The organism is Paenibacillus athensensis, from assembly GCF_004514475.2.
Classification (GTDB): Bacteria; Bacillota; Bacilli; order Paenibacillales; family NBRC-103111; genus Paenibacillus_AL; species Paenibacillus_AL athensensis.
This window is the reverse complement of sequence record NZ_MYFO02000008.1, coordinates 1-13,930: the sequence shown is the minus strand read 5'-3', so window position 1 is coordinate 13,930 and position 13,930 is coordinate 1. Positions and strand designations below refer to the sequence as shown.

Below are 13,930 nucleotides of genomic sequence, written 5' to 3'. Positions count from 1 at the left end.
CGTTTACCCTTTCGTGGCAGCGATCGTTGTGTCGATAAAGCTTTCATCCATTTGACCGATTTTTTTCACCGTAATTTTGCCGTCCTTACCGACAAAAAACGTCGTTGGATAGTCCATCACGCCGTACATTTTCCGCACCTTTTCATTGGCGTCGAGCAGCACGGGCAAGCTCAGCTTGTACTGATCCATAAAGCCCTGCACCGTCACCTTGTTCGTGTCGACATTCACTTCCAGGAACACCACACCCTGCGGACTCCACTTCTCATACTGGCGCTGAAGCGCGGGCATTTCCTCCTTGCACGGCGGACAAAACGTTCCCCAGAAGTTGATCACGACCGGCTTGCCCTTGAAATCCGCCAATTCATGCGTCTGACCGTCCAGCCCGACGAGCGTAAAATTCAGCGCTTTACCCCCGACCTGCGGGTAGGACTTGCTGTCCGACGACGACAAATTGTTGATAATCGTCAATATGCCCACAACCAGCACTACAGCAAAAATCCCCAGCTGTACCCAACGTTTATATGTACCCAAATTCACTCACCTACCGTTTGTTGAAGTGTGGGGCTGTGCAAAAAATCACACTACAAATTCATTATAAACAAAAAGAAGGCCAATTCTCTATTGGCCTTTTTGAACTTTATGTGTCTGGAGCGCCGCGTCGCGCAGCTCCTGAATTTCACCCGGCGTCAAATGCCGGTACTTGCCGCGGGGCAGGCCCGTCAGGAAAATCGGTCCGAACTTGATCCGCTTCAGCTTGATCACCGGAAACGAGATCGACTCGAACATCCGCCGCACCTGGCGGTTGCGTCCCTCGTAAATCGTAATTTCGACAATCGACTCGTTTTTCTCCGGATTGATGTCCGCATACTCCACCTCGGCCGGGGACGTCATCCCGTCCTCCAGCTTCACGCCATCGCGCAGCTTGTCCAGCAACGTGCCGTGCGGCACGCCCTTTACCGTCGCATGATACGTTTTGGGCACATGATGCTTGGGATGCGTCAGCAGATGGGCAAACTCGCCGTCATTCGTCAGCAGCAGCAGCCCTTCCGTATCGTAATCGAGCCGCCCGACCGGGTACACCCGCTGGGTAATCCCCGGCAAAAAGTCCGTCACGACCTTCCGGCCCCCCGGATCGTTCGCGCTCGTAATCACGCCCTTAGGCTTGTTCAGAATCACATAAATCTTCTTCTGTTGATTGATGGCCCGTCCGTCCACCCGGATCTCATCCTGCTGCGGGTCCACCTTCACGCCGAGCGTCTTGACCACCTCGCCGTTCACCTGCACCCGGCCGGCCGTAATGATCTCCTCGCACTTGCGGCGGGACGCGATCCCCGCCTCGGCCAATACTTTTTGCAAACGTTCCATGTTCCGCTTTCACCTCATCCCTAATGATACAGTTGGGGGAGGGAAAGTACAAGGGTGGAAGGCAAGCTTTTGAAGATGTCACAAACGCGATGACGGCTGCTCACGGCAAATAGCTTTATCTTCCTAGGGTCCTGACGCTAGTGACATAAAACACCAGACTGGTTCCGTTATCGTGGCAACAATAAGAGAAAGTTCCAAGACAGATCACAGGGCAGTTCATAATATTACAAAATATTGATATACCCTCTATAACTATGTGTTTGATAGTTTGGTTATCATTTTCTCTAAATCCATTCTACCAGACTTAACAGTAAATAAGCAGCAATCATCTTGATGGACTGGCTCGTATCCAAATCTCATTTCATCGATATTGTATTTTTGTGCTAATTTTTGTAAGAAATTCATCAACATTATGAATTGTGTTCTATTAAGTTGTCTCTTCTCCCAAAGATCAGAAAACGGAAAACTACAGTTTATTTTCCCAATGCTATCCATAAATGAGATTACAACCGTCAAAGAGGAGAGCCTGCATCCATCTAGATCAATTGACCTGGCTGTGAATGTCGCATGATCACTTGCTAAGAAATGGATGCTAAAATCCAAAACATCTTCATATTGCAAATCTTGCTTGGAAACATTGTCAAAGAAATGGGAATTTAGATCTCCATAAACATGGTTGCTTATTAACTCACGTAGCAAACCATCTATCGACGAAATATCAATATTAAATAAAATTTCGTAGTATTCCATGTTCCACCTCGGATTATTTATCAATAAAGCCTTTAAAAGTTCCATCCATATTTAATCTTATTCCACGACCATCAGACAAAGTTTTCTCCAAAAAGGTAACTCCATTACCCGATTGAACGACTTGGAAATTCCCCTCTCCATTAAGTATATCTTGTAAATGCTGATTAGCCCTTTGATTTAAAACATCCGTATTTCCTTTTGGTTTGCCCCAAATGTCTGGTTTTCTTGACATATGCTTAGCCAGAGAGTGACCCACTTCGGTTTCAGTTTCTGCATAAATACGATTAGCAGAAGTAATTACTGATTGATTATTTACAGTAACCGACATTTTAGCATTTCTATTAACGAAAAATCTCACACCACCAACAGCCATAAGCTCAAATGAGGCTTCTACAGCTACTAATCCAAAATAAAGACCTGATGCAGTCCAAGACAATGCATCCTGAATTGTCCAATCCGATTTGGCCATAGTCCACATTTTTTCTTGTTTGGATTCACCTGCACTTGTAAAGGCACTCGCGTCACCTAATTTCCACCTTAAATACCGAACTTCAACTGGATAATTAAATACAGCTTGTACAGGCTCAAAACCATTATATCTTTGATTATCTCCATCATGATACATGTCATCACTATATCGATCGTCTCGGATGCCATTATCACACTCGCCAGCATGTGCCCATTTGCCATCTGCTGATTCGCACCAATGTCCCGAAGGATCAATATTCGTAAGTGGATTGTTGTGAACGTAGGTATACAAATTCAAACTCAACGGATTATCAATCTGTCCCTCATAGCTATCTTCACTAATAAATCGTCCTACACTTGGATCATAATACCTCGCCCTGAGATAAATCAACCTCGACTTATCATCCTGCAGTTCACCCCCATAACGATACGGCTGCGGCATTGCCTCTGTTTTTGCTTGTCAGATTCCATAGTCATACGTATTAAATTTAGTGCCACTGGTATCCTTCACCGCCACCACGTCGCCGTAACCGTTGTTTGTACAGTATCTTGCTTTAAAAAAGAAATCGCCAAGCGATGGATCGCGAGGCGGCAAAATTAATAAACAAAATCTATTGTTCTCTATAGAGCATACTTACCGTTTCTAGTCCAATAAAAGATTCGTCTCCCATCAAAATTAACTCACCTGTAAGACCTGAATTCAGTTCAGAAATAATTTTCCTGTAAATCATGATCTGTTTAACAATAAATGAGAGTCGCTGTCTCTCATTTGTAAAGCAGACCAGTTCTTCGCCAATCTTAATATCTTCATATGCTCTTCCTATTGCTGACCATGTATTAAGCATCGTTTCTTCAATTACACCAACACTGAAAGCTTCAACTAATTTCATTTAGTCACTCCTGTACCCATTTTTTTGCCACTTCCACAATTTGTTTTATTTGCTCTGGCGTCAATTTTTTAGTGGAACGCAAGGCGGACTCCAAGGCGGCTAAGACAAGACGGAAAGAAACAAAAAGACAACGATACTGAATTCTCCGTCTATCACGAATTTAAATCAAAGCAAAGAATGAAAACATTACCACGACCAAAAGAAACCGCCTAGCGGTAATCGCAAGACGGTTCGTAAGGTTTACAAACACGATTCTTGACAGACCCTTAAATCCCCACTGTCAGTAAAATATCCTCATGAGTGATCACTATTAACCAACTAAAGCTCGAATCAAACAAGTATGCATCTACGTTGTCCCAAGGCTCCAGATTTTCTACAAATTTTAGTACTTCTTCAAAGTTTGTACTATAAAGTTCTTTTTTTCTTTCGTCATAGAAGTACAATCCCGTTTTTACCAAACGCTCAAACTCTTTAAGATTCTCAATCGGAAATGAACTTGATTGTACTCTTAACGAATTCCAGATAAGATTGCCTTCCCTGATAGCTTCATTTTCAGCAAATTTATTAATTAGTTCATTTACAATGGTTCTTTTTTCTTCTTCCGCGAAGGAAGTGCCAAAGATAGCTCGCATACTATTCTCCCTCGTAAAAAATATGACCTGCTGGATTGTCAACAGTAAATCAAACAAATTTTATAAAAGCAGCATGACGATATTGAATAGGAGTCAAGTACCCAATGTGCCATGAATACGATGCTTGTTGAACCAGTTGACGTAATCGTACAATTCTAGTTTCAGTTGGTGCAACTGCGGAAGGTGATGAAGGGCAAAAGCATTTACCCAAAGCGCTCCTCTAAATGCTCTATTTGGCAACGATGGACGTTATTCGTAAATGATGGACAGGCCGTGTCCAGAACTGGGGGCCGAATGCTGCTCCAACTCTCTGCATTCTTTCCCAACCACATCGGCTGGATCGGCTACACTGAATTGGACAGAAAAAATAAGGGCTTGTAGAATGAACCTATCATGCTAAGGAGCGGAATTCTACAATGACTAAAAAACAACGACGCACGTTTACAACCGAATTCAAGAAGCAAATGGTGCAGCTCTATAACAATGGGAAATCCCGATCAGCCATTGTGGAGGAATATGACCTTACAGCCTCTGCTTTAGATCGCTGGATTAACCAAGCGCAAACAACGGGCTCCTTCAAGGAGAAGGACAATCGGACGTCGGAAGAAGAGGAACTGCTCGCCTTACGGAAAGAGAACCAACGTCTGAAAATGGAGGTGGATATTCTAAAGCAAGCCGCGCTGATCATGGGACGAAAGTAGCTATCATTCAAAACAATCGTGATAAATACTCGGTATCAGCAATGTGCGAAGTCCTGCAAATCGCAAGAAGTACCTTTTATTATGACGCCCAAGAACGGGCTACGGAAGACGCTATTACCGAAGCGATTGTGGATATCTTTCACAAGAACCGAAAAGCCTACGGCACACGCAAGATCAAAGTGAAGCTTCACGAGCGTGGATTCATCGTCTCCAGACGCCGCATTGGCCGCATGATGAGCGAGCAAGGGCTTGTTTCCACGTACACCGTAGCGCAATATAAGCCCCATAAAACGGCATGTAACGAGTCGAGGACGGCTAATATTCTACGACGGGAGTTTGAGCAAACGAAAGTGAAACGCTTCGTCGTCAGTGATTTGACGGATGTGAATGTCCAGAACCGATGGCATTACATTTGTGTTTGGGTGGATCTATTTAATCGAGAAATTATTGGTCACAGTGCCGGCCCGAACAAGGACGCGGCTCTAATTACCCGTGCCTTCGCGACCGTTAAGGGCGATCTAAGCCACATTCAATGGTTTCATACGGATCGTGGCAGCGAGTTCAACAACCAGAAGATGGACGAGCTTTTGGAAACCTTTCAAATTGGGCGATCACTAAGTATGAAGGGCTGCCCGTACGACAACGCGGTGGCTGAAGCTACATACAAGATTATGAAAACAGAGTTTGTGAACCAGAAGAACTTCCAAAGCTTTCGTCACCTGGAATTGGAGCTATATGACTATGTTAACTGGTTTAACAAGCATCGGATTCATGGAACCTTAGGTTATTTGACGCCTGTTCAGCGGAGATAGCGCAAAAGCGTTGAAATCCGGCCCCACCTATCCTCGTTCATGGAACAAAATGGCTTGTTGAAGGTAGGCGCTCCCACCCAACTGACCTAAGTACCTGCAACCTCCTCCACTTATTCCCTCCGAAGCCTACTCAACGAAGCCAGGAATAAGTGAAGGTGCGCCCCCGCGATACAATGAGATTACGCATCAACAAGCCCGTTCCATGTTCGACAGATAGGTGTAATCGCCGGATTTCAACTCCTATTTGCGCTCTTGCTCGGAAAGGCACTGTAAACATCAGTTTGGAAAGACATGTTCATCATGAACGTACCAGGAATCGCAGGGGAAGCCTGCTGGTTCGTGGATCAGGGTCTACGGGTGAGGGGCAAGCCAGTCGAGCAGGAGCGTATCCAGCCCCAACGAACGGAAGGAGCCAAGGACTGCGGAGCGATGGGCGTTTGTAAGCAAACGAAGTTTGTCTGTGGGATAAGAGCCAGCGATGGCGTTGCCCCGAAAAGCCGCGAAGCACGAGCCAAGTTCGATCGCGAAAGCGAAGGGGAGCCGGAAGGATCAAAGCCGCAGGCGGCGGCAGCCAGTGGCCTCACCGAAAGCGCCTTCGGATCAGCGGCCTGCCGCGTGGCTTCCCCCTGCGCCGGGGCGCTGGCTGACTGGCCAACCAACTCGAACGGCGCAGCCTGTTCGCTCAGGGGCCAGTCGCCAGCACTCCCGGCGGGGAAGCCACTTGTGGCAGGTCGCTGATCCCGCCGAAGGCGCGGTGAGGCCGTAGCTGGCTGCCGAAGGCATCGGCTTTGATCCTTCGGGGGTTCCGGCGCTTGTAAACCATGAAGCGCCTAAATAATGATTCCGTTGTCATCACACCCATGACAATAAAGAAAAAACCGCCAAGCGAGATCGCAAGACGGTTTCAGCACAAACCAACACCAGTTAACTTAAATAATTATCATCAAATATTGCCGCCAAACCAATGGTCAATCTTGAGTATACTTCATTTGTTTGTTCAGACGTAGGGATAAAGCTCAATGCCTTGTTGACAGAAAAATATAAAAGAAACAGTTTGCTGACCAAGCTTCTCGGAATATCGGTCTTTTGATGCATGTATTCTTTTAAATCGTCCAAGCATATAAAAAGTTGCTCAAAGTCTGATTCGTTAATGATCTGTTCAACCTTTAAGCGCGGAAGCATCTGGATACATATACGGGAAAGTCTTTTCTCCAAATCAATTAATTTCTCACTGCTCATGGAACATACCCCACAATCGCACTTTGCGGAATATATTTGTAAACTGATATTTCTTGTTCTGCAAAACCGTAAACATCGGCAAGTCCCCCTTCCAGATCATCGTTTCCCCAAAATTCGTACATCGGAATTTTCTTTTCTGAATTAACCTTATTTAAATCAATAACGACAATTCCGTTTCCAGAATTAAATCTCTGGGCTACACTGAAATCTTTTGTTGTTGCAATCCAAGGATCATGACCTATCGAAATATCTTTACCTTTGGAATCTGCTCCTCCCCATGTGCAGTGTTGAAGCAATGTCCATTCTAAATTTGGCGGTGTATATTTGGATACCAAACCTTTTCCTTGCAAAAGGCTACCTCTATCAAAGTCTGTTATTGCTCTAAAAACATAATTTCCATTTTTGTCGTCCTTATAATTTTTGGCTTGATCAGCAGTCAAAATTGAAAACCCACTGTCGTTTGCAAACAATTTGTTGGTATCCTCTACGCTTTCCCCTGCATGTTCTGGTTCAAGAAATAGAGCTCCTATTACTGCACCAACTACTACACCGATCAAACCGCCTTTTCCTGCTCCTTGTTCGGCGCCCTGCGCTCCACCCTTAATAACGCTTAGCCCTTGTCGTCCGATAGAACTCCAATCAATCTGAGGCGCAGCTTCATGTCCGCTGGGGTCAATATGCGTCAGCGGATTGTTACTCACATACGCATACAAATTCAAACTCAGCGGATTATCGATTTGCCCCTCATAGCTATCTTCACTAATAAACCGCCCCATAGACGGATCATACCAACGTGCGCGCAGGTATTGAAGATTGGTGCTGCTATCCCACATCTCCCCGCTGTAACGGAACGGTTGTGTCACCGCTTCACTGGTCGTCAGCGGATTCCCCCACAGATCATACGCATATTGGTTGATCACGTTTCCGCTTCCATCTGCCAGCCCGACAACGTCTCCGTGCCCGTTGCTTAGATAGTATTTCTTGCTTCCTGCTGCATCTACACGCGCTGCTAAGCCGTTCCCACGGACATAACGCGCTTGTAGAGTTGTCGTCCCTCCGGTCACGGCAGCCTCAGCGATCATGTCGGCTCCGTCGTAATAATACCGCGTTGTCGCCCCGTTTTCCGTACGTTCGTACAACATCCCATCTCCATTATATCGATACGAGACGGTTTTTCCATCTTCTGTCGTCACTTGTGTCAGCCGGTTGCGTTCGTCATACGTGTAACTCGCCCCATCCAGATTCATCGCCTTACTGGTCTGCATGGTTTGACGATTGCCCCGGGCATCGTAGCTGTACTGCTCCTGAAAAGGACTCGCGGTACCGATCCGGTTCAACGGATCGTACGTATAGGTGCTGCTCGTGCCATTCTCCGTTTTGCTGGTTTGATTAAAATTGTTGTCATAACCATAGCTAAAGCTGTTGACAACCGTGCTGCTGCCCTTGCGCTGCATCAGGTTTACCAAATTGGCACCGTCGTACCCGTAGGTCCAATTCATCCCATTGGCTTGTTGGACACCGGCCAGCAGATCATTCTTTTTGTAGGTGTAGGCTGCATCCCAGTTGCCAACGCTACTTCCTACCCCGGTCAAGCGATTGCGCGTATCGTAGCCATATACCGTAGTGTTGCCGAACGGATCGGTCATTTGCGTCCGATTGCCCTGCGTATCAAACTGATACGCAATGCTTTTGCCGTCCGGGAAGGTTACAGAGCTCGCTCGTTTGGTTACAGGGTCATACGCGTACGTGGTCGTTCCCGTTGCGTCCTTCATCGTCAACCGGCGACCTGCTGCATCGTAGCTATACGTGATCGTTTCCGCACCAAGTTGGCTGCCGGTGAGCAAATTGCGGTTATTGTAGGTATTGGTTTGTACTTGACCTTTGCGATCCACGTGTTGGGTCAAGTTACTGTTTGCGTCGTAGAAGTACGTATCGATCTGACCTGCCGCATCGATGCTTTTGATCAGTCGACCCGCTTCATCGTATTGCTTCTGCAGCGTATTGCCATCGGCATAGCGAACCTGTGTCAGCTTGTTAGCTAAGCTGTAGGTATACGAGGTCGTTTGCGACATCGCATCCTTGACCGCCGACAAGCGACCCAGCACGTCATAGGAATAATTCGTCGTCTTTTGATTGCCGTCCGTGCTTGTCAACAGATTGCCGGCAAAGTCATACGTATAGCTGCCCACGGTCACCGGACCGCTTGCTTTCAACCAATCCTTTTTCACCAACCGCTTGCGCACATCATACGTTTCTCGGGTCTGATTGCTTTCCGCATCCGTCGTCGTTACCGTAAAGTGAACGTCATCATAGGTCACTCCCGCGCTGAAACCGTCCGGATATACCGTCTGGGTCAATCGTCCCCAAGCATCGTAACCGAAGGAGGTTCGGTGTCCCAGTGCATCCTGCGTCCATACGGTTCTCCCATAGGCATCATACCCGTAAGTTACCGATCCGCTGCCGCTAATTCCCTCTGAGGTTTTCCGGCCGAGCGGGTCCCATTGGGTGACCGTCGTCAAGCCCGTTGGATCTACAGCCGTTACTTTGTTATTAACGTCATCGTAAGTCACATTGACCTGACTGTTATCAACAAAGGTAGCTTTCGTCAATCGCCCCAGCACATCGTACTGGTAGTTGGTTGGATTCCCCTTGCCATCCGTGTATTTCGTCATCGCCCCGGTCGATGCGTTATATTGCATACTTTCCGTGATCGTAGAGGCTTGTCCGTTGACATCCGTTACACTGGTGGACTGGCTGGTCAAAAACCCGCTGCTGTAAGCCGCACCGTAGCTGCGATTGATCACGGTATTTCGGTTATTGTCATCCTTGAGCGTGACCGTGACCGCATTGCCGAAGCTGTCGTAGGCGTAATTGACCTGCGACTTCAACTCTCCAGCCGCTCCGGCTGGCGAAGCGTCGCGAATAGCAAGCTGTGTGACGCTGCCCTGTACGTTGCGCTGGTATTGAACCAAACGTGACAAGTTGCTGTTAATCGGTTCGAGCTGACTGAGCAGCAGGTGTGTATTCACGTCATAGGTGTAGATGCTCGTATGATTGTCCGGATCGGTTTCACTGGTCACGTTACCATAATCATCGTAGGTACGAGTAATTGTCGTCATCGGGGATACCGTTGTACCGCTTGTATGCGTTACGGTCACCTGTGTCGGTACGGCGCGTTGATGAGCCTCGTCAAAGGTTTGCTGGGTCTCCTGCTTCTCCGTCCCTGCTTGCTGCGTGATTTTCTGGTTGTAAAACACCGAAGGCGTCGTATCGTTGAGATACGATTTTTTATACGAGTAGGTCGTTTGAGTTAATCCATCATTGCGCGTCGTGCTAAAATTCAACGGGTAGCGCACATTTGCCCCGCCATCTCCCGCGTAAGTGAAATTCACATGGTTAAACGTCTCGGTACTGCCATTGACATAATCCACCGCTTCCTCGCGCGATGCAATGCGACTCGTCTGCTCCTTGGCCGTTGGTCCCAGGCTACGGGTAAACGTTTCATACGTATACACCGAACGCGCTTGCGTCGGGTGATACACATTCTTGAGCAGCGCGGTGTAATTCTCTTTCATCGCAGCGCCAACCAAATCATAGGAGGCCGGGGCAATATCATACGTATACCGGGTGGTTCGTCCGCCGGCATCAACCACACTGGTGAGCAAATCCTTGTTGCCCTGCGGGTCCTTCGTCTTGATGTACTGTACCGTCCGGTCGCCCTGCGTAAGCGTCACCTGTCCCGTTGAGTACGTGATGTTGATTTCATTTCCAAGCGCATCCTTGATCTTGGTCAAGTTAAAGGGGGATGTCGAAGAATAGTAGAAATCTACCGCATTGCTATACGCATCTTGCATGCGCAATAATCGACCGTCTGATGAAAAGTATTGTCTTTGCCCACTGATAGAGATCAGCACGTAATAGGAATTGATGCCCCCTACAGTGACCGTGGAATAGTCCCGCTGCATCCGTAAATCCTTCCACGGATAATTCAGCAATTGATAAGAGGAAGCATCCAATTCATAGCTTGCTCCGCCTTGCAGATGCACATAACGAATACCGCCCTTGGCCTCCACGTACGGAATATCCCATCGCCAGCCTTTACCGATTGGAAAACGATTCTCAATATCTTGCGGCAGATTGTGATTGTAATAGCCAATACCTTGAAAGGAGGTTACAAAACCGGGATCTCTGATCAAATGCCCCGTCGGATACAGCTTCACCCGATACGTCACGCCATTCATGACGATATTCGATAATGTCGCATAAGGCGGATCGGTTGCTGCATCCCGCGCCTTGAATTCCGTCATTTCCCGATTACGCTGCTCTACAAACACGCCGTCTTCGACGTGGTCCATATCGTAGCGCGGATACGGGTTGTTGATCGTCGTGGTATAGCCATTATTTTGAAAGAACAGGTAGACATAGAAGGTCGTATCCTGATAGAGCGTATAGGTGTCCCCGCCCTGCCACTGCTCGATGATGGCCCGAAACTCCGGAAAACACTTCGTCAGGTAATACCCGGCACTATCCGCACGCCGGTCATAATAATTCGCATCCGAGCTGCTGTAAATCCGATTCAAAGCAAACCCCGTGCCGCCCCGTCCGGGCAACGTCAAGTCGGTCGATTGGATTTGCAGAGAACCGTCCACAGTGGAAATACTTTCTGCACCGGAGGACACGGAGTATGGCGCGCTGTCCACCTTGGTACTCGTTTGTGCCACAGCGAAAGCGTCGTAGCTGGTTGGAAAGTCCGCTGCAATCGACACTTGTTGCTCTGTACCATACGTATCGTCCGTTACACGAGCCGGAGCCTCCTCAACATACGACGGTACATACGTATCCGGCTGTGGCTCCAGAGCCGTGGCCGAATAGTTGTAGGCCCCGTTTTGCGCTTGAATCGCCGGATTCAGGGCATGCAATTGATCAGCCAGCGTCATCTCCGAGGAAGCTGTAGCTTGAGCCTGCAGCGCTTGACGGATTTCCTGCAGCGAATAACCGAGATTCAGTTGAGCGGCAATTTCACTCTCAGCAATGGCATATTGTTCAGCCAATCCTGCTACCGTTAATACATCGCCTGTAGGATCCGAACTGCTTTCCACAGGCGCAGGTGAAGTCGACGGAGTCGGCTGCGGCGTTGGAGTCGTTTGCTGCGAAAGATGAAGCGCTCCCGCTGCGTTAACCAGCCCGCTGCCGTACTGCTCCGACGGACCCAAAGGGGTGGCTGTATCCTTCAGCACGCTTCGCAGCTGCTGATTGGTGTAGTCGGGATGCACACTTTTCAATAGTGCCGCTACGCCGGCGACCTGTGGTACAGCCACCGACGTGCCGCTCAGATTGACATACCCTTGATGGAGGGAAAGTCCCTGTACCCCAACACCGGGCGCAACCAGTTCCACTTCAACGCCCGTATTGGAAAACGGAGCCCGTTGGTTGCCGCTGTCCACTGCGCCAACTCCAATGACGGAGTTAAACTTCGCCGGGTATGCGACTGTAGACGTGCCCGCATTGCCTGCTGCCGCAACCAGCAGAATACCGCTGTTGTAAGCATCCTGCATCGCTTCTTCCAAAGCAGCTGAATACTCGGTGCCGGCAAAGCTCATCACCACAACATCCATGTGGTTGTCGATGGCCCATTCAATCGCTTGAATAACTTGGCTGTAAGTGCCACTACCGCTGCCGTCGAGCACCTTTACATTGTAGAGGCTGGCATGAGGAGCTACGCCGACCAATCCTTGATCATCCTTCAACGCTGCCACAAGGCCAGCGACAAACGTGCCATGTCCGTTCATATCGTCGACCGAGGGCTCGTTGGGAACAAAGGAGGTGCTTCCAGCCAGGCGCAGCTCCGGCGAGGTAGCGGAAATGCCCGTATCCAGGACGGCTACCTTCACACCGTCGCCATAGAGCTGCTCTGCTTGGGCTTCAGGCACATGAATTTGCGTGAGGCTGGGCGGTACGACATCTCCGGCTTTCTCGACCAGACTGTCTTTTTCAATATAAGCCACATTCGGATCTTGGCGGAGCGACTGCGCCTCCTCGGGAGAAAGCGCCGCTGTCGCATGCTTGGGCAAGTGACGGAACGACTTCGTGTTCTTTTTATTCAATTTGCCAAGCGCTTTACGCCCTTTGTCCGCGTCCTTGAATTTGATAATATAACCTGTTGCATTATTGGCGCTCTTGTTGCTCTCCCCAGCTTTCGCTGGGGCTTGTGCCCACGCTGCAGGCGGTGCAGCAAAGGTAAATAACAACACAAAAAGTAGCAATATCGATATTAATCTTTGTTTCATTTTAACCTCCACAAAGTGATTAAATTTAATAATGGACGAGACAACAGATTGAATGATGAAGGTAGTAATAGGAACGATTTGCTTATAAGGACATTCCATAATATTCTTTACGCCGCTTCTCGTAATCAATATAACGGTTGCCAAGTAGCTCCCATTACAGTTCCATCTTTACGATTATTGGTAAGATCATATACTGTAGTTCCAAATCCTTCATTTAACATCCATCTTCCTGCTAGTCCGGATTCATTTGAACTGATCTCATTCATCCCAGCAATAATTTGGTTCTGGGAACGAGCCACATTCCAGATGCGGATATCTTTCATATTTCCCTTAAACCATCTGTTTGGAGAAATAGAGAGACCGCTTCCGAATTTGACATCATTGAACGTAGTGCTCCACAGTGTCTGGGCCTCGCCACTGAACATGGCTTTTCCGTTCAAATATCCCCATACTTTATTCTGCGATGAATCCCATACCAGGGCGACATGATACCAAATACCCGGAGATAAAGGATTACTCTGGGGCCGATATGTGTGAACCGAGTAATTTCCGGTATCATCCCCCATCACTACAACAAAGGAGTCACCACTGGATGATTGTTCGAATCGAATTCCAATATTCCCATCATTAGTCGCAAACGGGTTTCGATAATCTTGCACATCGCTGGAGTTTAACCAAAACTCAATTGTTCCTTGCGTAGGTCTGGGTCCCAAATTGCCTACCGTCACTTTATCGTCTACGCCATCGAAACTTAATGTCCGTTGAGGATCTTGAGCCCATGTCGCT

General features: G+C 48.0%; 10 protein-coding genes and 2 pseudogenes. 2 read left to right on the top strand and 10 right to left on the bottom strand.

Translation table 11 applies throughout. The features are described 5' to 3' along the window. Positions 1–3: 3 nt before the first annotated feature. The 7 genes and pseudogenes from B5M42_RS15255 to B5M42_RS15225 form a co-directional block, all read right to left on the bottom strand. Positions 4–531, bottom strand: coding sequence for a redoxin domain-containing protein (locus B5M42_RS15255; protein WP_134750073.1), 528 nt, complete (start codon positions 529–531; stop codon positions 4–6). Between the two features lie 87 nt (positions 532–618). Then, positions 619–1,365 carry a pseudouridine synthase gene (locus B5M42_RS15250; RefSeq protein WP_230632936.1) on the bottom strand — a complete coding sequence of 249 codons (747 nt, stop codon included), beginning with the start codon at positions 1,363–1,365 and terminating at the stop codon, positions 619–621. Between the two features lie 252 nt (positions 1,366–1,617). Next, the gene (locus B5M42_RS15245; protein ID WP_134757225.1) at positions 1,618–2,115 is read right to left on the bottom strand and encodes a hypothetical protein; all 498 of its coding nucleotides are present in this window, start codon (positions 2,113–2,115) and stop codon (positions 1,618–1,620) included. A gap of 13 nt (positions 2,116–2,128) precedes the next feature. Beyond that, positions 2,129–3,025, bottom strand: coding sequence for an RHS repeat-associated core domain-containing protein (locus tag B5M42_RS15240; RefSeq protein ID WP_268999229.1), 897 nt, complete (start codon positions 3,023–3,025; stop codon positions 2,129–2,131). A gap of 169 nt (positions 3,026–3,194) precedes the next feature. Continuing rightward, a complete protein-coding gene (locus B5M42_RS15235) occupies positions 3,195–3,473 on the bottom strand; it encodes a hypothetical protein (RefSeq protein WP_134757223.1) in 279 nt (92 codons plus the stop codon). A gap of 266 nt (positions 3,474–3,739) precedes the next feature. Further along, the gene (locus B5M42_RS15230; RefSeq protein WP_134757221.1) at positions 3,740–4,105 is read right to left on the bottom strand and encodes a DUF6756 family protein; all 366 of its coding nucleotides are present in this window, start codon (positions 4,103–4,105) and stop codon (positions 3,740–3,742) included. A 49-nt stretch (positions 4,106–4,154) separates the two neighbouring features. After that, a pseudogene (locus B5M42_RS15225) lies at positions 4,155–4,273 on the bottom strand (IS3 family transposase); the annotation flags it as partial. 3 nt (positions 4,274–4,276) lie between these two features. Here B5M42_RS15225 and B5M42_RS25855 point away from each other — a divergent pair. Together B5M42_RS25855 and B5M42_RS15220 are read left to right on the top strand one after the other, a co-directional pair. Beyond that, positions 4,277–4,486 (top strand): annotated as a pseudogene (locus tag B5M42_RS25855) (hypothetical protein); the annotation flags it as partial. 35 nt (positions 4,487–4,521) lie between these two features. Continuing rightward, positions 4,522–5,618, top strand: a protein-coding gene (locus B5M42_RS15220; RefSeq protein ID WP_134757217.1) for an IS3 family transposase whose coding sequence is annotated in 2 segments (ribosomal slippage) — positions 4,522–4,771 and positions 4,771–5,618 — 1,098 coding nt in all. Because the reading frame shifts where the segments join, the coding sequence is not laid out codon by codon here. 924 nt (positions 5,619–6,542) lie between these two features. Here the strand turns inward: B5M42_RS15220 and B5M42_RS15215 are convergent. From B5M42_RS15215 to B5M42_RS15205, 3 genes are all read right to left on the bottom strand, one after another. Continuing rightward, positions 6,543–6,857 (bottom strand): hypothetical protein, encoded by a 315-nt coding sequence (locus B5M42_RS15215; RefSeq protein ID WP_134757215.1) that lies wholly within the window; start codon positions 6,855–6,857, stop codon positions 6,543–6,545. Next, positions 6,854–13,144, bottom strand: a complete 6,291-nt coding sequence (locus B5M42_RS15210) for a S8 family serine peptidase (protein ID WP_230632934.1) — start codon at positions 13,142–13,144, stop codon at positions 6,854–6,856. The genes B5M42_RS15215 and B5M42_RS15210 overlap by 4 nt, the downstream gene beginning before the upstream one ends. Before the next feature lie 125 nt (positions 13,145–13,269). Further along, on the bottom strand, positions 13,270–13,930 hold a 661-nt coding region (locus B5M42_RS15205; RefSeq protein ID WP_230632933.1), incomplete at its 5' end, for a LamG domain-containing protein.